Annotated in this window: 22 protein-coding genes; 11 read left to right on the top strand and 11 right to left on the bottom strand. The window is 60.5% G+C overall.

The features are described 5' to 3' along the window. Positions 1 to 127: 127 nt before the first annotated feature. Complete coding sequence (locus tag ACXAC3_RS11285; RefSeq protein ID WP_475159922.1) at positions 128 to 856, top strand: c-type cytochrome; 729 nt, start codon at positions 128 to 130, stop codon at positions 854 to 856. Here the strand turns inward: ACXAC3_RS11285 and ACXAC3_RS11280 are convergent. After that, the gene (locus ACXAC3_RS11280) at positions 850 to 2,805 is read right to left on the bottom strand and encodes a 4Fe-4S binding protein (RefSeq protein ID WP_475159920.1); all 1,956 of its coding nucleotides are present in this window, start codon (positions 2,803 to 2,805) and stop codon (positions 850 to 852) included. The two genes, ACXAC3_RS11285 and ACXAC3_RS11280, sit on opposite strands and share 7 nt — an antisense overlap. Before the next feature lie 264 nt (positions 2,806 to 3,069). On the opposite strand from ACXAC3_RS11280, the gene ACXAC3_RS11275 reads away from it, so the two are divergent. The 10 genes from ACXAC3_RS11275 to ACXAC3_RS11230 all read left to right on the top strand — a co-directional run bounded on the left by ACXAC3_RS11275 (position 3,070) and on the right by ACXAC3_RS11230 (position 12,242). After that, complete coding sequence (locus ACXAC3_RS11275) at positions 3,070 to 3,624, top strand: DUF3305 domain-containing protein (protein ID WP_475159916.1); 555 nt, start codon at positions 3,070 to 3,072, stop codon at positions 3,622 to 3,624. Continuing rightward, on the top strand, positions 3,621 to 4,187 hold the full coding sequence (locus ACXAC3_RS11270; RefSeq protein WP_475159912.1) for a DUF3306 domain-containing protein: 567 nt from the start codon (positions 3,621 to 3,623) through the stop codon (positions 4,185 to 4,187). The genes ACXAC3_RS11275 and ACXAC3_RS11270 overlap by 4 nt, the downstream gene beginning before the upstream one ends. A gap of 4 nt (positions 4,188 to 4,191) precedes the next feature. Continuing rightward, positions 4,192 to 4,803, top strand: a complete 612-nt coding sequence (locus ACXAC3_RS11265) for a TorD/DmsD family molecular chaperone (protein ID WP_475159906.1) — start codon at positions 4,192 to 4,194, stop codon at positions 4,801 to 4,803. Positions 4,804 to 4,864: 61 nt separating this feature from the next. Continuing rightward, positions 4,865 to 5,053, top strand: coding sequence for a ubiquinol-cytochrome c reductase iron-sulfur subunit N-terminal domain-containing protein (locus ACXAC3_RS11260; RefSeq protein WP_475159904.1), 189 nt, complete (start codon positions 4,865 to 4,867; stop codon positions 5,051 to 5,053). A 131-nt stretch (positions 5,054 to 5,184) separates the two neighbouring features. After that, complete coding sequence (locus ACXAC3_RS11255; protein ID WP_475159900.1) at positions 5,185 to 8,079, top strand: formate dehydrogenase subunit alpha; 2,895 nt, start codon at positions 5,185 to 5,187, stop codon at positions 8,077 to 8,079. A gap of 12 nt (positions 8,080 to 8,091) precedes the next feature. Continuing rightward, positions 8,092 to 8,685 carry a formate dehydrogenase FDH3 subunit beta gene (gene fdh3B, locus ACXAC3_RS11250; protein WP_037307340.1) on the top strand — a complete coding sequence of 198 codons (594 nt, stop codon included), beginning with the start codon at positions 8,092 to 8,094 and terminating at the stop codon, positions 8,683 to 8,685. A gap of 73 nt (positions 8,686 to 8,758) precedes the next feature. Continuing rightward, positions 8,759 to 9,967: a formate dehydrogenase subunit gamma gene (locus tag ACXAC3_RS11245; RefSeq protein WP_475159892.1), complete on the top strand. Its 1,209-nt coding sequence runs from the start codon at positions 8,759 to 8,761 to the stop codon at positions 9,965 to 9,967. Further along, complete coding sequence (locus ACXAC3_RS11240; protein ID WP_475159891.1) at positions 9,968 to 11,230, top strand: c-type cytochrome; 1,263 nt, start codon at positions 9,968 to 9,970, stop codon at positions 11,228 to 11,230. It abuts the gene before it with no gap. Between the two features lie 13 nt (positions 11,231 to 11,243). Further along, positions 11,244 to 11,369, top strand: coding sequence for a hypothetical protein (locus tag ACXAC3_RS11235; protein WP_475159888.1), 126 nt, complete (start codon positions 11,244 to 11,246; stop codon positions 11,367 to 11,369). After that, positions 11,370 to 12,242 carry a substrate-binding domain-containing protein gene (locus tag ACXAC3_RS11230; RefSeq protein WP_475159885.1) on the top strand — a complete coding sequence of 291 codons (873 nt, stop codon included), beginning with the start codon at positions 11,370 to 11,372 and terminating at the stop codon, positions 12,240 to 12,242. Between the two features lie 7 nt (positions 12,243 to 12,249). Here the strand turns inward: ACXAC3_RS11230 and ACXAC3_RS11225 are convergent, their stop codons facing one another. The 10 genes from ACXAC3_RS11225 to ACXAC3_RS11180 form a co-directional block, all read right to left on the bottom strand. Continuing rightward, on the bottom strand, positions 12,250 to 13,065 hold the full coding sequence (locus ACXAC3_RS11225) for an ABC transporter substrate-binding protein (protein WP_475159884.1): 816 nt from the start codon (positions 13,063 to 13,065) through the stop codon (positions 12,250 to 12,252). A 21-nt stretch (positions 13,066 to 13,086) separates the two neighbouring features. Then, on the bottom strand, positions 13,087 to 13,821 hold the full coding sequence (locus tag ACXAC3_RS11220; protein WP_475159882.1) for an ATP-binding cassette domain-containing protein: 735 nt from the start codon (positions 13,819 to 13,821) through the stop codon (positions 13,087 to 13,089). After that, positions 13,814 to 14,527, bottom strand: a complete 714-nt coding sequence (locus ACXAC3_RS11215; RefSeq protein WP_475159880.1) for an ABC transporter permease — start codon at positions 14,525 to 14,527, stop codon at positions 13,814 to 13,816. Before ACXAC3_RS11215 ends, ACXAC3_RS11220 begins: the two co-directional genes overlap by 8 nt. A gap of 153 nt (positions 14,528 to 14,680) precedes the next feature. After that, positions 14,681 to 15,670 carry an ABC transporter substrate-binding protein gene (locus ACXAC3_RS11210; protein ID WP_475159877.1) on the bottom strand — a complete coding sequence of 330 codons (990 nt, stop codon included), beginning with the start codon at positions 15,668 to 15,670 and terminating at the stop codon, positions 14,681 to 14,683. A 59-nt stretch (positions 15,671 to 15,729) separates the two neighbouring features. Next, positions 15,730 to 16,575 carry an ABC transporter permease gene (locus ACXAC3_RS11205; protein WP_475159875.1) on the bottom strand — a complete coding sequence of 282 codons (846 nt, stop codon included), beginning with the start codon at positions 16,573 to 16,575 and terminating at the stop codon, positions 15,730 to 15,732. Next, entirely contained in the window at positions 16,572 to 17,504 is a 933-nt protein-coding gene (locus ACXAC3_RS11200; RefSeq protein WP_475159870.1) for an ABC transporter permease, read from the bottom strand. Before ACXAC3_RS11200 ends, ACXAC3_RS11205 begins: the two co-directional genes overlap by 4 nt. Then, positions 17,497 to 18,294: an ABC transporter ATP-binding protein gene (locus tag ACXAC3_RS11195; protein WP_475159868.1), complete on the bottom strand. Its 798-nt coding sequence runs from the start codon at positions 18,292 to 18,294 to the stop codon at positions 17,497 to 17,499. Before ACXAC3_RS11195 ends, ACXAC3_RS11200 begins: the two co-directional genes overlap by 8 nt. An 11-nt stretch (positions 18,295 to 18,305) precedes the next feature. After that, entirely contained in the window at positions 18,306 to 18,806 is a 501-nt protein-coding gene (locus ACXAC3_RS11190; RefSeq protein WP_475159866.1) for a hypothetical protein, read from the bottom strand. Between the two features lie 11 nt (positions 18,807 to 18,817). Then, complete coding sequence (gene hydA / locus ACXAC3_RS11185) at positions 18,818 to 20,272, bottom strand: dihydropyrimidinase (protein WP_475159864.1); 1,455 nt, start codon at positions 20,270 to 20,272, stop codon at positions 18,818 to 18,820. Positions 20,273 to 20,364: 92 nt separating this feature from the next. After that, positions 20,365 to 21,615: a Zn-dependent hydrolase gene (locus ACXAC3_RS11180; RefSeq protein WP_475159861.1), complete on the bottom strand. Its 1,251-nt coding sequence runs from the start codon at positions 21,613 to 21,615 to the stop codon at positions 20,365 to 20,367. Between the last annotated feature and the right edge of the window lie 81 nt (positions 21,616 to 21,696).

The following is a 21,696-nucleotide window of genomic DNA, read 5'->3' as shown; positions in this document are numbered from 1 at the left end:
AGTCTCCTTGATGCGCCCTGCCTTCAGGGCCGTGCGTATCGACAAACTCCGGTCGCCGCTCATTGCATGTGTCTCCGTCTCTTTCTGTTCAATTGACGCATTTGGTGCCGGGCCGCTAGGCTGAACCATGCGCTTTGTCCTTTTGTGCCTGAGCCTGACGCTCTCTGCCACCCCCTCTTGGTCACAAGAGGCAATTGGCCTCGCGGCCCCGGCCGAGGTTACAAACTCTGGTCTGTTGCAACATATCCTTCCGCGCTTCTCTCTCAAGACCGGGATACGCGTTATTGCGGATGATGCGGGCGTTCTGGCGCTGGAAACTGCCCCGCCCGGCGATCCGGTCTTTGCCCGCGATGGCGTGATCTATCACCTGCGGATCAGGGACAACGCCAGACATGAACGGTTCCGGGACTGGCTGCTGTCGGATATCGGCAAGCGCACGGTCGAGAGCTTTGTCCCGGATCAGGGCGCGCCCTTCTCGGCCAGCTTCGCTGTCACGGCAGCACCGGCGGATACGGTTGTCGACGGGGATACGGCACAAGGCGAAAAGCTATCCATGACCCATTGCGGTCGGTGCCATGTGATCGGACCCCGGAACCGCATGAACGGGCTTGGTTCAACACCCTCTTTCGCGGTTTTGCGCGCCATGCCCGACTGGTCGGAACGGTTCCAGGCGTTCTTTGCGCTCAACCCCCATCCGTCCTTTACCCAGATTGACGGGCTTACCCCGCCGTTCGACCCCCAGCGCCCGTCACCCATTCATCCGGTCGAAATGACGCAGGACGAGCTTGAGGCGATCCTGGCCTTCGTCGCGGGTATCCGTGCCGCCGATCTGGGCGCACCGCTGCAGCTTCAGTGATCCTTTCTTTGCGAGAAATAATCCTCGGTCGTGACGACCTTGGGCTTTGGCTTGGACTGAAACGGATTGTCCTGATGCTGAAACTGCGCGTTCACCCGGCAATTGTCGCACATCTGGATCATCCGGGCCTGTTCCGATGTGGCAAACATCGGGTGCGTGCCTGACAGTTTCTCCATGATCCGCTCGACCGTGGATTTCACACCAAACAGCGCCCCGCATTCCACACAGGCAAACGGTTCCTCTTCGTTCAGCACCTGCTGGGACAGGGCCGCATCGCTGAGGTCCAGCTGTGGGACAAGGCTGATGGCATCCTCGGGGCAAATACCCTTGCACAAGCCGCATTGCAGACAGGCGTCCTGCTGAAAATTAAGCTGCGGCTTGTCCGGGTTATCAAGCAGCGCACCCGACGGGCAGAGCGATACACAGCTCAGGCACAATGTGCAGGCGTCCGTGTTCACAGCAACCGAGCCATAGGGCGCATTATCCGGCAGCGGCAATGGCGCCTCGGCCTGCGGATTGAGGGCTTGTGCAGACAACCGGGCGATTTGCCTGCGGTTCCCCAAAGGCAGAACAGGGTCGGCCAAGGGCGCAGGAACCTGTTGAGCGTAAAGCAGGTCGGACAGGGCATCCGGGTCGGCTTCGTCGATCAGCCCCATTCCGTCCTGTCCGCCTATTGCTTGCGCCAACACAAGCTCGCGGTCCAATGCATCGCGTTCCGTGGTCGGGGCCAGCAGAATATCGACCCGCGCAAACCCATGCGCCAGCGCGGCCAGCATTTCGGCATGACCAAAGCCCGAGACCACGTTCAACTCCAGTGGAACGACGTCTGCGGGCAGGCCGCGCCCGAACCGGGCGGCCAGTCGGATCATCTCGGCCCCGTGGGCGTCGTGCACCAGCAGACGCGGCGCGTGGCCCCCCGCCCGCCGATAAGTGCGCGCCAGAATGTGCATCCGCGACAGCAGGGCCGAAACCGGCGGGTCTTCGTAGGTGATGGCGGTCGACGGGCAAAGCGCGGCGCATTCCCCGCACCCGGCGCAAAGCATCGGGTCGATGGCAACGTGCTCTCCCGCCGGGGTGATCGCACCCGTCGGGCAGATATCCAGACAATTGGTGCAGGCGACCTGTTCCGCGCGGGAATGGGCGCACAGCGTCTCTTCCAGCCGAACGTATAGCGGCTTTTCAAAAGTACCGACCAGTTGCGCCGCGTCGAAGGCCAGACGCTCGACTGCGATGGCATCCCTGGGATCAGCGCGCAAATACCCTTCACGCTTGGCGGGGGCCTGTACAAGCGGAGTGCCGCCGGTCAGGTCCAGAACAACATCGCAGGAGGATTGCGCGCCGTCTCGCGGTTCCGACCAGGCAAATGCGCCGCGACCGCCGGGCAGCAACTGTTGCACCGCGTCAAGGTGTATTGAGAACCCGCCCAAAGCACCACGGATTGCGCGGATACGCCCCCGCACCACGTCAAAGGAGCGCGATGTTGGCTCTGTGTCGTCCGTGGTCAGCACTGTCACCGCCAGCGTCAGAGCCAGACGTTCGGCCAGATCGAAGGCCACGCTACCGGGCCCGGCAATGAAACAGGTCCCTTCGCTGATAACGTCCAGGCTGGGTGTAACTGGATGCGGCAACATCGCCTCGGCGGCCAGCGCGGCCATTTTTGCCCCGGCGTCCGTACCCTGAGCAGACCAGCCCGCCCGGTCCCGCAGGTCTACGAAAGCGGGGGCGTCGGCACCAATGTCTTCTGCTAGTTCGCGAAACACATCCTGTTCCTGCCCACAGGCAATCAGAACCGGCGCGTCGCCCTTCAAGAACTCGGCAGCCACAGCAATTTCGCGGGTGCACAGTGCTGTATGCGCCTTCGGGCATTCAACGTCGCAAGCCGAGGCGATCCGGTCGGCGTCAACTGACTGCGTTCCTTCGCAGTCGCACAACAGAAGTTTGGTAGCCATATCCTCCCCCGGATATATTCTTATGCTCAGCACATTAGACCGTATCTGCAATGTGGCAATCCAAACTCGGGCCGTTTCCAAGAAATCCGCAGTCAAATCAACGCGAACACAGCCGATTTTTCCGATAAAATTGATCGGAAATTCACAAGTTAAATTATTGGTGATCAAGCCCTTTTGGCCGCAATATAAGCTTGGCACAAATGGGCTTTGTGTACCATAGTGGACCCAAGGGAAGGCAGGGGAGAGCCTTCCGGGGAGGAGCAAGTGGCCAAGGCCGCAAGCCACATCGAAATGCCGATTGGCGTCGTCGTGCGCAAAACACCTGGTGTAACCCGCTGGGCGAAGTGGAACTGGCGCGCCGTTGCGGTCCTGCCCGGGGCCGGGCCGGCTGACTGGTTGGAACTGCGCCGCGAGGGTGAAGCGGTCGAGTATCACGCCGCGACCCTACCATTGACCTTATGGGCGGACGAGACCGAGGCCTATATGGTCAACCTCTCGGATGGGCAACCTTCGATCTACCTTGTTCTTCGGGATGCGCTGGATGGCGACCGGCCCATGGATGCCGTACTTGTCACAGCTTCCCCGTTCGAAGGGCAGGATTACGCGGACACCGGTGAGGAGATCGTCGAGAAAATCCCCATGTCCGAAGGACTGATCGCCTGGGTTCGCGACTTTGCTCTGGAACATCACCGTGATGAGGTTTTCGTCAAGCGCCGCCGCGACAAGAAGCGGACGGACCTTGTAGAAGACGGCAAGGGCGATGCGCGGATCCGTCAGGCTTCCGACGTCTACCGCGCGCCGCGGAGGGTCGTGCAATGACCGAAGCCCGCGATTTCTGGTCACGCCGCAAGGCCGCCGTTCAGGCCGAGGCCGAGGCTGAGGTTATCGCGGCAGAGGAACAGGCCGTCGCCGCGCAACAGGCCGAGTTGGAAGAAAAGACAGATGCCGAGATTTTGGCGGAATTCAACCTGCCCGACCCCGATCAGTTGCAGGCAGGTGATGACGTTTCCGGATTTATGGCCAAGGCCGTTCCCGACCGGCTGCGCCGTCGGGCATTGCGGCGCTTGTGGCGGCTGAACCCGGTTCTCGCCAATGTGGACGGGCTGGTCGATTACGGCGAGGACTATACCGACGCCGCCTGCGTGATCGAGAACATTCCGACAGCCTATCAGGTGGGCAAAGGCATGTTGGCGCATATCGAGGCGTTGGCTGCGCACGAAGAAGAAAGAGAGGCGGAAGCAGCGCCCAAAGCACCGGAACCGGATATAGAACCGGAGGTGCCGGAGGAACCCGTTCCGGCCATGGTCGCCGAAACAGATGACCCCGAAGAGGTGGAAACGCCCCCAGCCCCGCGCCGCATGAAGTTTGAATTCGAAGGATGACCCAATGACCGCAAGCAACGCGCAAAATCTGGATGTCTCAGCCGAGGATCGCCTGCGCGCGGATTTCTACAATTTTCTGGGGCTGCTGCTGTCGGCCCCACCGGACCAGATGCTGCTGGATCAGGTCGCGGGTCTGAGCGGTGACGACACTGATCTGGGTCAGGCCATTCAGGCCATGGCACGGGTCGCCAAGGTCACCAAACCTGCGGCCGCGGAACGGGAATTCAATGCGCTGTTCATTGGGCTGGGGCGCGGTGAACTGTTGCCTTATGCCAGCTTCTATCTGACCGGGTTCCTGAATGAAAAACCTTTGGCTCAGTTGCGCAATGACATGGCCGCGCGCGGCATCACGCGGGCGCAAAACGTGTTTGAGCCCGAAGACAACATTGCCTCGCTGATGGAGATGATGGCGGGCATGATCGTCGGGCGTTTTGGCTCACCGGCCACACTGGATGATCAGAAAGCATTCTGGAGCAAACATATCGGCCCCTGGGCCACGCATTTCTACGCGGATTTGGAAGCCGCTGAAAACTCGGTTCTCTACGCCTCGGTCGGCACGGCCGGTCGGGTGTTCATGGAAATCGAACGAGAGGCCTTCCGGATGACGGCAGCGTGAACCGCTGCCACTCGCCAGCGCCTGATCGGGCGCTAGATCGCAAATGGGAAAGGAGAAGCCCATGAGCAAGACCAAGGAAGAAGGCGCCACGCGCCGCGACTTCCTGAAGCTGGCCGGAACCGCAGCGCCTGCTGCCGTCGCCGCCGCCAGTCTGAGCGGAGAAGCCGAAGCAGCAGAGCTGCCGACGGACGAAACCCGAATTCAGGATACCGCGCATACCCGCGCCTACCTGAAAAGCGCGCGCTTCTGAGCCGCGACGACAGCGCCCGGTTCCGAACCGGACGATGTCACGACCCGACTGACGGTTGCGATTGGCCCTGACGTCGGCACCCGCAGTACCAAGCCAGCCGTGGCTAACACGGCGCGCAAGGGAGGAAAGAAATGCTTAGGAAAAAGACCAACGGGGTTGCGAGACGCCCCCAGCGGACAAGTATCCTGTCCCAGATTGGCGAAAAAACCGTCGATCGCCGCGCATTCCTGCGTGGCTCGGGCCTGACGATCGGCGGCCTCGCCGCGATCAGCGCCACGGGTGGAACCGTGACGCCAGCCAGTGCCCAGACAGCGGCCAATCAGGCCGTCGAAAACATCAAATCCGTATGCACCCACTGCTCGGTCGGCTGTACAGTCGTCGCCGAAGTGCAGAACGGCGTCTGGGTCGGGCAGGAACCCGGCTGGGACAGCCCGTTCAACCTGGGTGCGCACTGCGCCAAAGGGGCCTCGGTCCGCGAGCACGCCCATGGCGAGCGCCGTCTGAAGTATCCAATGAAAAAAGAAGGTGGCGAGTGGAAGCGCATCAGCTGGGAAGAGGCGATCAACGAGATCGGCGACGGCATGATGAGCATCCGTGCCGAATCCGGGCCGGACAGCGTGTACTGGCTGGGCTCGGCCAAGCACAATAATGAACAGGCTTATCTGTTCCGCAAGTTCGCCGCCTACTGGGGCACGAACAACGTGGACCATCAGGCGCGTATCTGCCACTCGACCACTGTTGCGGGTGTTGCGAATACATGGGGCTACGGCGCCATGACCAATTCGTATAACGACATCCACAACTCACGTGCCATCTTCATCATCGGCGGCAACCCGGCCGAGGCGCACCCTGTCTCGCTGCTGCATGTTCTGCGCGCGAAAGAGCAGAACAACGCCCCACTGATCGTCTGCGACCCGCGCTTTACGCGCACGGCGGCCCATGCGGATGAATATGTCCGCTTCCGCCCCGGCACAGACGTTGCTCTGATCTGGGGTATCCTGTGGCACATCTTCGACAACGGTTGGGAGGACAAAGAGTTCATCCGCACCCGTGTCTGGGGCATGGACCAGATCAAGGAAGAGGTCGCCAACTGGACGCCGGAAGAAACCGAACGCGTGACCGGAGTACCCGGCTCGCAGCTCAAGCGCGTTGCCCGGACCATGGTCAACAACCGCCCGGGCACGGTGATCTGGTGCATGGGTGGCACCCAGCACACCAATGGCAACAACAACACCCGCGCCTACTGCGTGCTGCAGCTTGCGCTTGGCAACATGGGCACCTCGGGTGGCGGCACCAACATCTTCCGTGGCCATGACAACGTGCAGGGCGCAACAGACCTTGGTGTTCTGTCCCACACTCTGCCCGGTTACTACGGTCTGTCCAACGGTGCCTGGGCGCATTGGAGCCGCGTCTGGGGTGAAGATGTCGACTGGCTGAAGGGTCAGTTCGCCACGATCAAGGACAAGGAAGGCAAGGACAAGCCGCTGATGAACGAGCGCGGCATCCCGGTTTCCCGCTGGATCGACGGCGTTCTGGAGGACCCGGCGAACATGGATCAGGACAATAATGTCCGTGCCATGGTTCTGTGGGGCCACGCGCCGAACTCGCAGACGCGGGGTCCGGAAATGAAGACGGCGATGGAAAAGCTGGACATGCTGGTCGTGATCGACCCGTATCCCACCGTTTCCGCCGTTCTGCATGACCGCACCGACGGCGTCTACCTGCTGCCGGCCTGTACGCAGTTCGAAACCCGTGGCTCGGTCACGGCGTCGAACCGCTCGCTGCAATGGCGCGACAAGGTGGTTGATCCGTTGTTCGAAAGCCTGCCGGACGAGGTCATCATGGCCAAGTTCGCCAACAAGTTCGGCTGGGCGGATCGGTTTTTCCGCAATATCGAGATGGAGGACCCCGAAACCCCGAATGTTGAAAGCATCACGCGCGAATTCAACTCGGGGCTCTGGACCATCGGCTATACCGGTCAGTCGCCGGAACGTTTGAAAAGCCATATGGCCAACCAGCACACGTTCGACAGAACCACGCTGCAAGCCATTGGTGGACCCAATGACGGCGAGTACTATGGTCTGCCTTGGCCCTGCTGGGGCACGGCAGAGATGGGTCATACGGGGACACCCAACCTCTATGACATGTCCAAACCGGTGGCCGAAGGCGGCCTGACCTTCCGCGCGCGCTTTGGCGTGGAGCGCGATGGCGACAACCTGCTGGCCGAAGGGGTCTATAGTGTCGGATCGGAAATTCAGGATGGATACCCTGAATTCACGATGCAGATGCTGATGGATCTTGGCTGGGATGGCGATCTGACGGCCGAGGAACGTGCGGCCATTGACGCCGTTGCGGGACCAGAGACCAACTGGAAAACCGACCTGTCCGGCGGTATCCAGCGGGTCGCGATCGAGCATGGCTGTGCGCCCTTCGGGAACGCCAAAGCCCGCGCGGTTGTCTGGACCTTCCCGGATCCAATCCCACTGCATCGCGAGCCGCTCTATACCAACCGGCGCGACCTGGTGGAGGACTATCCGACCTACGAGGACCGTCAGGCCTATCGCCTGCCCACCCTTTATGCCTCGATCCAGAAGAACGACTTTTCAAAGGATTACCCGATAATCCTGACGTCAGGTCGTCTGGTTGAATATGAAGGCGGCGGCGAGGAAAGCCGGTCGAACCCGTGGCTGGCCGAGTTGCAGCAGGACATGTTCGTCGAGATCAACCCGCGCGATGCCAACAACCTTGGTATCCGTGACGGGCAACAGGTCTGGGTCGAAGGTCCCGAAGGCGGCAAGGTCAAGGTGATGGCGATGCTGACCAACAGGGTCGGTGCCGGCGTGGCCTTCATGCCGTTCCATTTCGGCGGCCATTTCCAGGGCGAGGATCTGCGGGACAAGTACCCCGCAGGCGCTGACCCCTATGTGCTGGGTGAAAGTTCCAATACCGCCCAGACCTATGGCTATGACTCAGTGACCCAGATGCAGGAGACCAAAGCGACTCTCTGCAAGATCTCGGCAGCGTAAGGAGGACGATTAATGGCTAGAGCAAAGTTTCTCTGCGACGCTGAACGCTGCATCGAGTGCAACGCCTGCGTCACCGCGTGCAAGAACGAGCACGAGGTCCCATGGGGTATCAACCGCCGCAGGGTGGTGACGATCAATGACGGCAACCCGGGCGAACGCTCGATCTCGGTGGCCTGTATGCATTGTTCGGATGCGCCTTGCATGGCGGTGTGCCCGGTCGACTGCTTCTATCAGAACGAAGAAGGTGTCGTCCTGCACTCCAAGGACCTGTGCATTGGCTGCGGCTATTGCTTTTACGCGTGCCCGTTCGGTGCGCCGCAATACCCGCAGGCGGGCAACTTCGGATCGCGCGGCAAGATGGACAAATGTACCTTCTGCGCCGGCGGCCCCGAGGAAACGCACTCGACCGCAGAGTTCGCCAAATACGGTCGCAACCGGATCGCCGAAGGCAAACTGCCGATCTGCGCCGAGATGTGTTCCACCAAAGCCCTGCTTGCCGGTGACGGCGACGTGGTCTCGGCCATCTACCGCGAGCGCGTCGTCGCGCGCGGGTTTGGCTCGGGCGCGTGGGGTTGGGGCACGGCCTACGACCAGAAAGACGGCTAGGACCGTTTTCTCGAACCAAACAGGCGACCCGCAATCGTGGGTCGCCTGATCCCGGATTTTGACCGAGGTTCAGATGTTCCGCTTACTCATTGCATTCCTGCTGACCATCGGGATGGCCCAGATCGTTGTCGCGCAATCGGGCGATGATCCGGCCGCAGAAACGGCCGACGAACGCGCCCGGACCGGTGGCGCTACGACGCTGGAAGACATTCTGGCACGGCAGCGCGGTGAAAAAGTGGACAACAGCTATCGCTCGGAAAACACCGGTCAGGGCAATGTCGAAGGTCTGCTGGGCCAGTTCGGCACGCGCGGCGTTGCCTCGGACAGCGATGTCTATCGCGCACTGCGCTATGGCTCGGCGGATGTGACCGTGTCGTCCCATGGACCAGCGGACAGCGTGCTGATTCAGGACGGCGGCATGTGGTGGCTGAACTTCCGCACTGGGCCTCTGCGCGAATACGGCACCTATATCCTTGGCGGGATGCTGGCCATTATCGTGCTGTTCTTCCTGACCCGCGGAAGAATCCGCATCGACGGGGAAAAGACCGGCCGCACCGTCACCCGTTTCAACGGTTTTGAACGCTTTGGCCACTGGCTGTTCGCCGGGTCATTTCTGATCCTCGGCCTAACGGGGCTGCTGACACTTTATGGCCGCGACTTTCTGATCCCTGTCTTTGGCAAAGAGGGGTTTGCCGCCATCGCTCATGGCTGTAAATGGCTGCATAACAACCTCGCCTGGGCGTTTATGCTGGGGCTGATCATCGTCACCGTGAACTGGATTGCCCATAACATCCCCAACCGCACCGACCTGAAATGGCTGGCCGCCGGAGGAGGACTGTTCACCAAAGGCAGCCATCCGCCCGCACGGAAGTTCAACGCAGGTCAAAAGGTCATCTTCTGGGCCTGCATACTGCTGGGCGTGTCCATCAGCCTGTCAGGGTTGTCCCTGCTGTTCCCGTTCGAACTGCCGATGTTCGCCAAAACATTCCAGGTTGCCAACGCCACCGGCATTCCCCAGATGCTGGGCCTGGACCTGCCCGTTGAGATGTCACCGCAGGAAGAGATGCAGTACGCGCAGGTCTGGCACGTCATGGTGGCTTATGTCTTCATCGCCATCATCATCGCGCATATCTACCTCGGATCGGTTGGCATGGAGGGCGCATTTGACGCCATGGGTACCGGTGAAGTCGAAGAGCAATGGGCCCGCGAGCATCATTCGCTCTGGCTGGAAGAGGTGCAAAAAGACGAGACGGGCAAGGCCACCGCCTCACCCGCTGAATAGATGCGTCGCGTCCTGCTGGCACTGGCGCTGATCCCGCTGCCCGCTTGGGCCGAATTCTTTACGCTCAAGGGTCACGGCGGGCCGATCATGGGGATCGCCACCGCGCCGGATGGACGCATCGCCACGGCCAGCTTCGACAACTCCGTGGGCCTGTGGTCCGACCAGTCCCCGGAATGGCTGGAAGGGCACGAGGCCGCGGTCAACAGCGTCGCCTTCAACGGAACCGCGATCTATTCGGCAGGCGATGACTTTACCCTGCGCCGGTGGCCCGGAGGCGAGATCGTCGGGAGGCACAAGGGCAAAATCGTCGACCTCGCCGCCTCGAAAACGCATGTCGCAAGTGCCAGTTGGGACGGCACGATCGGGCTTTGGCCGGTAGACGGTTCGGAACCCCGAATTCTGGGCCCTGTGGGCAGCGGGGTGAATGCTGTCGTGTTTTCGCCCGATGGCACCCAACTGTATTCCGCTGGGATGGACGGCGCGCTTCGCCTTTGGGATATTTCCGAAGGCCAGGAAATTCAACGGATTGTCGAGCATGGGTTCGGCATCAACGAATTGGTGTTGAGCGCGCAGGATAACTGGATCGCCTATGGCGCTGTGGACGGCGTCACGCGTATTCGCGACCTGTCCACCGGAGAGGAACATGATTTCACCCTCGACCGCCGCCCGATCCTGGCGCTGGCGCTTAGCCCGGATCGCAGCATGCTCGCCGTTGGGGATGGTGAAGGTTACATTATGATCATCGACACGGCCGAGTGGCGCATCGCACAGGATTTTCGCGCGACATTGCGCGGCCCGGTCTGGGCCCTGGCCTTTTCCACGGACGGTCAGAACCTCCATGCGGGCGGCATGGACGAGGCCATGTACAGCTGGCCTGTCACTGCCTTGGGCGAACAGGCACAGATGGCCAGTTCAGAACCCAGTTTTCTGAAAAACCCTGACGAGATGAGCAATGGAGAGCGCCAGTTCGCCCGCAAATGCTCGATCTGTCACAGCCTGACACCGGACGGGCAACGGCGTGCCGGCCCGACCCTCTATGCCGTGTTCGGGCGCAAGGCCGGCTCCCTGCCCGGCTATTTCTACTCGGACACGCTGCAAGACTCTGATATCATTTGGAATGACGAAACGATAAACGCTCTTTTCGACAAGGGGCCGGATCACTACATTCCGGGATCGAAGATGCCGATGCAGCGGATCACGAAGCCGCAGGACCGGGACGATCTGGTCGCCTTTCTGCGCCGCGCCACGGCACCGGAAAACTGAGCCGGAGGAGAATATGAAAGCCTTTCTTGCAGCCGTCGCCGCAATGGTCGTGATCACGGTCGCCGCCCCCTTTGCGCTGGAGCAGATCGGATTCAGCGCCGCAGATGCGGGTTCCGGCGCGGCGGTGCGGCTCGATTGAATGGCTGAATACCTGACCACCAAGGAGCTTGCCGACCTGCTGCGCATTGGCGAGCGCAAGGCTTATGATCTGGCTTCGTCGGGTGAAGTTCCCTGCGTGCGGGCCATGGGCAAGCTGCTGTTTCCCCGGGCCGAGGTCATCGCCTGGCTGAATGCCTCGCGGTCCGGTCCGCAGGTCGCCGAACCGCCCCTTCCGCCAATTGTGGCCGGCAGCCATGATCCCCTGCTTGACTGGGCATTGCGCGAAAGCGGGTCCGGGCTGGCGACGTATTACGACGGTTCGTTCGACGGGCTGACCCGGCTGCGGGACCGCAGCGCGCAGGCGGCAGCCCTGCACATCCACGAAGCGGACGGATTCAACACCAGCGCATTGCGCGACAGCCTCGGTGAAGCCCCGGTCGTCCTTTTCGAGATCGCGCAAAGACAGCGCGGCCTTTTGCTGGCACCGAATGTCGCGGGAATCTCCGGGTTTGCCGACCTCAAAGGGCGCAGGGTGATCCTGCGCCAGAACAGCGCGGCCAGCCAAAGGCTGTTCGACGCGCAGCTAGAGGCCCATGACCTGCCCCGCGACGATCTGGATGCTCTGCCCACCTGCGCCCGAACCGAAGAAGAACTGGCCATCGCGCTGCATGATGGCAAGGCCGAGGCGGGGTTCGGTCTGGGCGCATTGGCGGGGCTCTATGATCTTGGGTTCCTGCCCACCCATTCCGAACGTCTCGATCTTGCGATCTGGCGTCGGGCGTATTTTGACGCACCGATGCTGACTTTGCTCAGCTTCCTTCACTCAGAACGGTTCGCGACCCGCGCGACGGAGTTTGGCGGCTATGACCTGTCCGGGCTGGGCACGATCCACCACAACGGCGCCAGCGGTTGAAACCGCGCTACTCTGCGTTTGGAAAAAACAACTGCTGGCCATCCAGCTTGTAAGACGCAATCGCCGCCTGCCCGTCCGGCCCGGTCAACCAGTCGATGAAGCGCTGACCAGCCGCCGCCCGCACGCGCGGGTGCTTCTCCGGGTTCACAAGGATCACGCCGTACTGGTTGAACAGCCGCGGATCACCTTCAAGCAGCACCTCAAGGTTGCCCCTGTTGCCAAAAGCCTGCCACGTGGCCCGATCCGTCAGCGCATAAGCCCCCATTCCGCTTGCCACGTTCAACGTGGCCCCCATGCCGGAGCCGGTTTCCCGGTACCAGGTGCCGGAAGCGCCAGTCGGGTCGAGACCTGCACCTCTCCAAAGCGCCATCTCGGCCTTGTGGGTGCCGCTGTCATCCCCGCGCGATGCAAAGGGCGCGCTGGCCTCGGAAATCGCAGTCAGCGCGGCAACGATGTCGTCGCTGCCTTTGACTTTGGCCGGGTCGGCCTTTGGCCCGATCAGAACGAAGTCGTTGTACATCAGATCGAACCGTTCCACCCCCCAGCCATCGGCCACGAACTGCTCCTCGGCGGATTTGGCGTGAACCAACAGAACGTCACCGTCGCCGTTGATCGCATTGCGGATCGCCTGCCCGGTGCCAACGGCCACAACGCGCACGTCAATACCCAATTCCGCCTCAAACCCCGGCAGGATATAGTCCAGAAGCCCGGAATTCTGGGTCGATGTTGTGGACTGCACCACGATAAAGGGCGCTTCAGCCATCGAGGGGCCTGCAATAAGGCCAAGGGTTACCAATGCCGCCCGAATGAAATTTCGGATCATTTCGATCTCCGATCAATTGAATTACGTGACCAGCCCGCCGGCCAGATACCTGCGCGAGGCATCGCTTTCGGGGGTGTCCAATATTTGCCTTGCAACTCCGTGCTCAACCACGCGCCCGCCCTGCATCATCACGATATCGGCGGCAAGACGGCGGGCCTGACCGATATCATGTGTCACCATGACAATGCGCACCCCCCGACGGGATGCGCGCAGGATCATCCGCTCGATCATCTGTGTGGCGCTTGGGTCCAGCGCGCTGGTCGGTTCGTCCAGAAACAGTGTTTCAGGGTTCAGCGCCAGCGCGCGCAAAATGGCCAGACGCTGGGCCTCACCCCCCGAAAGAGAGCGTGCCGATTGCCGGGCTTTGCCTTCCAGCCCGCCTTCGGCCAACAGGTCGTCGATGCGGGGCCTCCGTTCGCGGCGGGGAATGCCCTGCCGTTTCAGCACAAAGTCCAGATTGGCGGCGACCGACCGGCGCAGCAAAACAGGTTGCTGAAACACCATCGCCTGGCGCGCCTTGTGATCGGCGTTAAGGATCACCCCATCCTGTCTGATCTGACCGCGATCCGGCACGATCAACCCGTGCAAACATCGCAGAAGCAGGCTTTTGCCCGATCCGTTCGGACCCAGTATCAGGGTCGGCCCCGGACCGTCCAGTGACAGTTGCGGAACATCCAGCAAAGCCTTGCCCTTGCGGGCGATCTGCACCCGTTCAACCGACAGGCAACTTGCCATTTCAGAGCCCAGATCACGCATGACGCAGCCCTTCCTGTTCGGCCCGCAGGCTAAGTGCACTGACCAAGGCATTCACCGCCACCGCGATTCCGATCAGAATTGTGCCCAACGCCAACGCCAGTGCCAGATTGCCTTTCGACGTCTCCAGCGCGATAGTCGTGGTCATCACCCGTGTTACGTGATTGATGTTGCCGCCAACGATGATGACCGCCCCGACCTCGGCAATCGCGCGGCCAAAACCGGCCAGCAACGCCGTCACCAGTGCCAATCGTGCATCCCACAGCAACACCGGCACAGATGCCAGCCGCGACACACCCAGCGAGCGGAGTTGTTCGGAATATTCCTCGGCCAGCAGTTCCACCACCTGCCGTGTCAGCGCCGCGACAATCGGAGTGACCAGCACCACCTGCGCGATAATCATCGCTGTCGGCGTATACAGCAGTTCCAGCACTCCCAGCGGCCCCGAGCGCGACAGAACCAGGTAAACCAGCAAACCGACAACGACCGGAGGCAGCCCCATCAACGCGTTCATAAGGATGATCAGCATCCGACGCCCCGGAAAACGCGCAACCGCCAGAGCGGCCCCAACGGGCATTCCGATCAGCGCGGCGATAAGAACCGCAAATACAGAGACTTTCAGAGAAAGCAGAACAATCGCCCACAACTCGGCATCCCCGTTCACAATCAGGGCAAGAGCGGAACTGAATTCTGTTGCAAAGCTCTGCATTTTCTCCCAAATCTACCGCATATCGTATGAATTGCGTTCATTTTCAAGAGAATACTAAGCCTTTCCTGTCTCAAGTACAGTCACATTCCGACCAATAGAAACAGAAACGCGGCCCCGATCGGAGCCGCGCAAATTCGTTTTGTTTGAACTGGTTCAGTTCAGGGCCGCATCCGTAATCTGATGGGTCCAGGCGCCATCGGGCTGCTTGGTGATCACCGGATCGGAACCTCCGGCAAGCAATGTGCCCACGGTGCGTTCAAAATCGGCCGGATCAAGCGCGCCGTTCGACCCTGCGGTCAGCTTTGCGATCTCACCCATCATCCGCTTTTGATGCTCTTCTGTCTGGGCGCCGGTTGCGTCGTTTTCCAGAACGATATCAGCAGCCTCATCCGGGTTTTCCTCGGCATATTTCCAGCCTTTCATGGACGCACGCACAAAGCGTTCCATCTTATCCACAAAGGCCGCGTCGCCGAGGTTTTCTTCCAAAACGTAGAGACCGTCCTCAAGCGTGGCGACACCCTGATCTTCGTATTTGAAGGTCACCAGCTCATCCGGGCTGACGCCAGCGTCGATGACCTGCCAGTATTCGTTATAGGTCATGGTGCTGATGCAATCGGCCTGACGCTGCAACAGCGGATCGACGTTGAAACCCTGTTTCAAGACTTCGACGCCATTCTCACTTTTGCCACCGGTGTCGATACCCAACTGGCTCATCCAGCTCATGAAGGGGAATTCATTGCCAAAGAACCAAACGCCCAGAGTGCGGTTCTTGAGGTCTTCAGGTGAACCAATTCCCGCATCCTTCCAGCAGGTCAGCATCATGCCCGAGCTCTTGAAAGGCTGCGCGATATTGACCAGCGGCAGCCCCTTTTCCCGCGCGGCCAGAGCGGCGGGCATCCACTCCACGGTCACGTCGGCCCCGCCGCCCGCGATCACCTGTGTCGGCGCGATGTCCGGTCCACCGGGCAGAATGGTGACGTCCAGCCCCTCTTCTTCGTAGAACCCCTTGTCCTTGGCCACATAATAGCCTGCGAACTGCGCCTGTGTGACCCACTTGAGCTGCAACGTCACCTCATCCGCAGCAAGCGCCGCACTGGCTGCCAGGCTAAAGGCGGCGACCGCACCGCTGAAAAGCTTATTCATCTTCATGTCTCCTAGTTGCTGTTGATGCCCCGTTTTCGGGGTCTGTTGAATTCCTTTTGTTATCCGCGTTGCGACGGGTGCCAGAATGTCACCGCCTTTTCGATCCCGGCCACAAGGCCATAAAATGCTGTTCCGGCCAGGGCCGCCACGACGATTTCAGCCCAGACCATATCCAGCGACAGTTGCCCGACGCTGGTCGAAATCCGGAACCCCATGCCCAGCGTGGGTGAGCCAAAGAACTCGGCCACGATAGCGCCGATCAGCGCCAGAGTCGTAGAAATCTTTAGCCCGTTGAAAATAAAGGGCATTGCGGCAGGCAGGCGCAGCTTCAGAAAGCTCTGCCAATAGGTCGCCGCATAAGTCTCCATCAGGTCGCGCTGCATGGCTGTTGCCTCACGCAGCCCTGCGACCGTGTTAACCAGCATCGGAAAGAACACCATCACCACGACCACGGCCGCTTTGGAGTGCCAGTCGAACCCGAACCACATCACCAGAATGGGCGCGGTACCCACGATGGGCAGGGCCGCTACGAAATTTCCAACCGGCAGCAGACCAAGACGCAGGAAATCCCACCGGTCGACGGCAATCGCCATCAGGAAGGCCGCGCCGCAGCCGATGACATAACCGCTCAGCGCGCCTTTAATGATGGTTTGCACGAAATCCGCCCACAATACTGGCAGGCTGTCCCAAAAACGGTCCCAGATGACCGACGGCGCCGGCAGGATGACCAGAGGCACATCCAGGCCCCGCACCACCAACTCCCAGATGCCAATGACGGTCAGGCCAAAGATCAGCGGGGCCAGAAACCCCACCAAGCGGGTGTCAGCATAAGGCCCGCTCGCCAGACGGCTGTTCAGCCACCAGCCCAGCAGCCAAACACCAACAGCGCCAAGAATTGCAATCATTGCGCCATCCCCATCCGTTTCAGCACCGTGCGTTCGATGAACCCCAGCAGCCCGACCAGACAAGCCGCGAGTATGGCCGCCGCGAACAGGGCCGACCAGATCTGAACGGTCTGTCCGTAATAGCTGCCGGCCAGCAGACGTGCGCCCAGACCCGCCACCGCACCTGTCGGCAATTCACCAACAATGGCCCCGACCAAAGACGCCGCGATGCCGATCTTGAGTGAGGTGAAGAGATACGGCATGGACGCCGGCAAACGCAGCTTCCAGAAGCCCTGCGCGCGGCTGGCATTGTAGGTGCGCAGCAGATCCAGTTGCATGGCGTCCGGGCTGCGCAGCCCCTTGACCATGCCAACGACCACCGGGAAAAAGCTCAGGTAGGCCGAGATGACGGCCTTGGGGATGATCCCCTGAATACCGACCGAGTACAGCACCACGATGATCATCGGCGCCAGCGCAATGATCGGAATGGTCTGGCTGACGATGGCCCAGGGCATGACCGACAGGTCCATGACCCGGCTATGCACGATCCCGACCGCCAGCAAAATGCCCAGCCCGGTGCCGATGGCAAAGCCCAGCATCGTCGCGCTGAGGGTGACCCAGCCATGATAGATCAGGGATCGTTTCGAGGTGATTTTCTTTTGGACCGTGGTCTCCCACATTTCGGTGGCGACCTGATGCGGGGCCGGTAATCGGGGACGGTCCTGTGACCAGGTGGCCGGGATGGCAAAGCTGTTTTTCAGCACCAGTCCAATTTCCGACATATCCCGGCGATCTGCTGCTGATGGCGGCTGCACCTCTGCGCCCGCGCGCTCCTGCTCGGTCAGAACGCCCTTGATATTCATCGGAACACAGGCGGCGTACCAGAACACGCCTATGACCAGCAAAACCGTCAATACGGCCCAGAGGGCCCTGAACCCTGCGTTAGTCATCCGAATGCCCCGCTCTTAGACCTTCCCGCACGCGATGGGCGACTTCGATGAACTCGGGTGTGTCGCGAATGTCCAGCGGCCTTTCTTTCGGCAGCGGGCTGTCGATCACATCCGTAATTCTCCCTGGCCGCGGGCTCATCACCACGATCTTGGTGCTGAGATACACCGCCTCGGGAATCGAGTGGGTTACGAATCCGATGGTCTTTTCCGTCCGCGCCCACAGCGCCAGAAGCTGTTCGTTCAGGTGATCGCGCACGATCTCGTCCAACGCGCCGAAGGGCTCGTCCATCAGCAGAATGTCGGCGTCAAAGGCCAGCGCCCGCGCGATACTGGCCCGCTGCTGCATGCCGCCAGACAACTGCCAGGGAAACTTCCCGCCAAACCCTTCCAGATCAACCAGTTCCAGGACGTTCTTTACACGCTCATCCTGTTCAGCCGCGGAATACCCCATGATCTCAAGCGGTAATTTGATGTTCTTAGCAATGGTGCGCCACGGATATAACCCCGCCGCCTGAAACACGTACCCATAAGCCCAATTCCGCCGCGCCTCATCCGGGGTCATGCCGTTCACGGTGAGTTGCCCCCCGGTCGGGGTCTCAAGCGCCGCGATACAGCGCAGAAATGTGGTTTTGCCGCAGCCAGAAGGGCCAATGAAACTGACGAAGTCGCCCTTGTCGACTGTCAGGTTCACATCCTTGAGCGCATGGATCGGCCCATCATTGGTCTGGAAGGTGAGATCGAGATGAGCAGCTTCGATAACACAGGACTGCTGCGCTGAATTTGTAGTCACTTTCACACTTCCTATTTCTTCCGCTGTTTCAGCGTCTTTTCGATGGCGAGCAAAGCAAGTGCCACACCAGATGTTATCCCCAAGATGGAGAACACGACCGGGGACAATGCAATCAGCGGCTTAATTGACACGGGAACACCATTTGCGCCGACAATCAGAAATGAACCGATACACAGGACGACCAAAACCGACGTGAGAATTGCAAGCAAAAAGGCAGGTGTTTCCTGCATTTGAGCGTGCAGCATGTCAAAGGCCAGCAGTATGAGCGGCGTCATGACGATTGCCGCCGCCGGAACCGCCAGAGCGCTCGCGAAGAGTCCCCAACCCCCGATTGCAGCAATCAATTCGCTTACAGATTGCGGGCAGATGAACTCGCACCTGGCTCCAAACAGTTCGAGGTAAGTGATCGTCCAGAGAACAGCGTTGCACACGAAACAACTGACAAAAACCACAAGAGAGAGGCGTTTTGCCAGCTTCCACGGCGACGTCACAGGTCGTACGTCAAGGGTCATCGCCCGATCCATCAAACCCCCGTCGCCGGAATCCCAGTCCGCTCAACCGGTCGGGGTGCCGTCAACTCTTTCCAGGTGCTCAAAGCCTTGTTCACGTGACCATTCGGCTCGCGCGCAACGAAATCGCCGTGCCCTTCCTGAGTGCGGATTTCCCCGTCATGCACGGCCACGTGCCCACGGGTCAGGGTAAAGCGCGGCAGGCCCTTGACCTCCTTGCCTTCAAACACATTGTAGTCGATCGAGGATTGCTGGGTATCAGCACTGATCGTCTTGGTTTTTTCAGGGTCCCACACAACGATATCCGCATCCGCGCCAACAAGTATCGCGCCTTTTTTCGGGTAACAATTCATAATCTTGGCGATGTTAGTTGAAGTGACCGCCACGAATTCGTTCATCGTCAAACGCCCGGTATTCACCCCATGCGTCCACAGCATCGGCATCCGGTCTTCCAGTCCGCCGGTCCCGTTGGGGATCTTGGTAAAGTCACCGACGCCATAACGCTTCTGCTCGGTCGTGAATGCGCAGTGGTCGGTGGCCACAACGCTCAGCGTGCCGGAATGCAGACCGTTCCACAGACTATCCTGGTGCTGCTTGTTCCGAAACGGCGGGCTCATCACTCTGCGTGCAGCATGGTCCCAATCCTGATGGAAATACTCGCTCTCATCCAGAGTCAGATGCTGGATCAGGGGCTCCCCCCACACCCGCTTGCCATTCATCTTGGCCCGGCGAATGGCTTCATGCGCCTCTTCACAAGACGTATGCACCACGTACAGCGGCACGCCCGCCATATCCGCGATCATGATCGCCCGGTTGGTGGCCTCTCCCTCAACCTGCGGCGGACGGGAATAGGCATGCGCTTCGGGTCCGGTGTTGCCCTCGGCCAGCAGCTTGGCGCTGAGCTCAGCCACCACATCGCCATTCTCGGCATGCACCATGGCGATGCCACCCAACTCGGCCAAACGCTTGAACGAGGCGAACAACTCGTCGTCATTCACCATCAGCGCGCCCTTGTAGGCCATGAAATGCTTGAACGTGTTGATCCCGCGCGTCTCGATGACCGTCTTGATGTCATCGAACACCTGCTCACCCCACCAGGTCACCGCCATGTGGAACGAATAGTCGCAATTCGCACGGGTCGATTTGTTGTCCCAGCGTTTCAACGCATCCAGCAGGCTTTCACCCGGATTGGGCAGCGCGAAATCCACAACCATCGTCGTGCCACCCGCCAGCGCCGCGCGTGTCCCGCTTTCAAAGTCATCGCTGGAATAGGTTCCCATGAAAGGCATCTCCAGATGCGTATGCGGGTCGATCCCGCCCGGCATGACAAAACAGCCGGTCGCATCCAGCTCTTTGTCGCCCCTCAGGTCCATTCCGATTTCAGTGATCACACCGTCTTCGACCCTCACATCCGCCTTGTAGGACAAGTCGGCGGTCACAACGGTTCCGTTCTTGATAACAGTACTCATTTTAAACTCCCTGATGCGGTCTGCGCCGCTTGCTTCATCTGGCCAAAAATACCTCGGGGGAGTCGCCCCATGGGCGACGGGGGCAGAGCCCCCTATTCCACGATTTCCGCCGTCTCGACGACCGCATGAAACAGAACATCCGCCCCGGCCGCGGCCCATTCCCTGCTGATCTCTTCGGCCTCATTATGGCTCAGCCCGTCCACGCAGGGGCACATCACCATCGCCGTTGGGGCCACACGGTTGATCCAGCACGCATCGTGCCCTGCGCCCGAGATGATATTCGTGTGCGAATATCCCAGACGCTCGGCCGCATCGCGGACAGCTGCAACGCAGCCCTCGTCGAATTTCACCGGATCGAAACCACCAACCTTCTCGAATTCGACCTGCAAGCCCATTTCCTCAACGATATCTTCTGCCGCAACACGCAGACGGTTTTCCATATCGGTGATCACGTCCAGTTCGGGCGAACGGAAATCGACCGTGAAAACGACCTTGCCGGGGATCACGTTGCGCGAGTTCGGGAAGACATCGATATGCCCCGCCGCGCCAACGGCGTGCGGCGCGTGCGACCATGCGATCTCGTCAACCTTTTCAAGAATACGCGCCATCGCCAGCCCGGCATTCTTGCGCATCGGCATCGGGGTGGAACCGGTATGAGCGTCTTTTCCGGTCACGGTGACCTGCGTCCAGCTCAACCCCTGCCCGTGCGTGACGACGCCGATATCCTTATCCTCGGCCTCAAGGATCGGTCCCTGTTCAATGTGCAACTCGAAAAATGCATGCATCTTGCGCACGCCGACCTCTTCATCGCCGCGCCAGCCGATGCGTTTCAGTTCATCCCCGAATTTCTTGCCCTCGGCATCCTCACGGTCATAGGCCCAGTCCTGCGTATGCATCCCCGCAAACACGCCCGAAGACAACATCGCCGGGGCATAGCGTGTCCCTTCTTCGTTGGTCCAGTTGGTCGCCACGATTGGGTGCCTGGTCTTGATGCCCAGATCGTTCAGCGTCCGGATGATCTCCAGCCCCCCAAGCACGCCCAGAACCCCGTCATACTTTCCGCCGGTGGGCTGCGTATCCAGATGCGAGCCGACATAGACAGGCAAAGCCTCGGGGTCGGTGCCGTCGCGCCGGGCAAACATGTTGCCCATCTGATCCAGCCCCATGGTACAGCCCGCATCCTCGCACCATTTCTGGAACAGGGCGCGCCCTTCGGCGTCTTCATCCGTCAGCGTCTGGCGATTGTTTCCGCCCGCAACACCGGGGCCGATTTTGGCCATCTCCATCAGGCTGTCCCAAAGTCTGTCGCCATTGATCCTGAGGTTCTGCGCCGGAGCTGCCATCTTGTTTTCCCCTGTTGCTTGCGATTTGGCTCGCTTTTGGTGTCTTGATTTGACCATATGGTCAAACTCACGCTATCACGG

Source organism: Ruegeria sp. ABV4_181 (assembly GCF_056158465.1).
This window is presented reverse-complemented; position numbering and strand designations above follow the sequence as displayed.

Bases quoted from the DNA above. Each gene is read 5' to 3' on its own strand.
- ACXAC3_RS11180 (WP_475159861.1), bottom strand. From the start codon at position 21,615: ATGGCAGCTCCGGCGCAGAACCTCAGGATCAATGGCGACAGACTTTGG.
- ACXAC3_RS11240 (WP_475159891.1), top strand. From the start codon at position 9,968: ATGCGTCGCGTCCTGCTGGCACTGGCGCTGATCCCGCTGCCCGCTTGG.
- ACXAC3_RS11270 (WP_475159912.1), top strand. From the start codon at position 3,621: ATGACCGAAGCCCGCGATTTCTGGTCACGCCGCAAGGCCGCCGTTCAG.
- ACXAC3_RS11220 (WP_475159882.1), bottom strand. From the start codon at position 13,821: ATGCGTGATCTGGGCTCTGAAATGGCAAGTTGCCTGTCGGTTGAACGG.
- ACXAC3_RS11255 (WP_475159900.1), top strand. From the start codon at position 5,185: ATGCTTAGGAAAAAGACCAACGGGGTTGCGAGACGCCCCCAGCGGACA.
- ACXAC3_RS11235 (WP_475159888.1), top strand. From the start codon at position 11,244: ATGAAAGCCTTTCTTGCAGCCGTCGCCGCAATGGTCGTGATCACGGTC.
- ACXAC3_RS11205 (WP_475159875.1), bottom strand. From the start codon at position 16,575: ATGATTGCAATTCTTGGCGCTGTTGGTGTTTGGCTGCTGGGCTGGTGG.
- ACXAC3_RS11245 (WP_475159892.1), top strand. From the start codon at position 8,759: ATGTTCCGCTTACTCATTGCATTCCTGCTGACCATCGGGATGGCCCAG.
- ACXAC3_RS11260 (WP_475159904.1), top strand. From the start codon at position 4,865: ATGAGCAAGACCAAGGAAGAAGGCGCCACGCGCCGCGACTTCCTGAAG.
- ACXAC3_RS11285 (WP_475159922.1), top strand. From the start codon at position 128: ATGCGCTTTGTCCTTTTGTGCCTGAGCCTGACGCTCTCTGCCACCCCC.
- ACXAC3_RS11210 (WP_475159877.1), bottom strand. From the start codon at position 15,670: ATGAATAAGCTTTTCAGCGGTGCGGTCGCCGCCTTTAGCCTGGCAGCC.
- fdh3B (WP_037307340.1), top strand. From the start codon at position 8,092: ATGGCTAGAGCAAAGTTTCTCTGCGACGCTGAACGCTGCATCGAGTGC.
- ACXAC3_RS11225 (WP_475159884.1), bottom strand. From the start codon at position 13,065: ATGATCCGAAATTTCATTCGGGCGGCATTGGTAACCCTTGGCCTTATT.
- ACXAC3_RS11230 (WP_475159885.1), top strand. From the start codon at position 11,370: ATGGCTGAATACCTGACCACCAAGGAGCTTGCCGACCTGCTGCGCATT.
- hydA (WP_475159864.1), bottom strand. From the start codon at position 20,272: ATGAGTACTGTTATCAAGAACGGAACCGTTGTGACCGCCGACTTGTCC.
- ACXAC3_RS11265 (WP_475159906.1), top strand. From the start codon at position 4,192: ATGACCGCAAGCAACGCGCAAAATCTGGATGTCTCAGCCGAGGATCGC.
- ACXAC3_RS11280 (WP_475159920.1), bottom strand. From the start codon at position 2,805: ATGGCTACCAAACTTCTGTTGTGCGACTGCGAAGGAACGCAGTCAGTT.
- ACXAC3_RS11200 (WP_475159870.1), bottom strand. From the start codon at position 17,504: ATGACTAACGCAGGGTTCAGGGCCCTCTGGGCCGTATTGACGGTTTTG.
- ACXAC3_RS11190 (WP_475159866.1), bottom strand. From the start codon at position 18,806: ATGACCCTTGACGTACGACCTGTGACGTCGCCGTGGAAGCTGGCAAAA.
- ACXAC3_RS11215 (WP_475159880.1), bottom strand. From the start codon at position 14,527: ATGCAGAGCTTTGCAACAGAATTCAGTTCCGCTCTTGCCCTGATTGTG.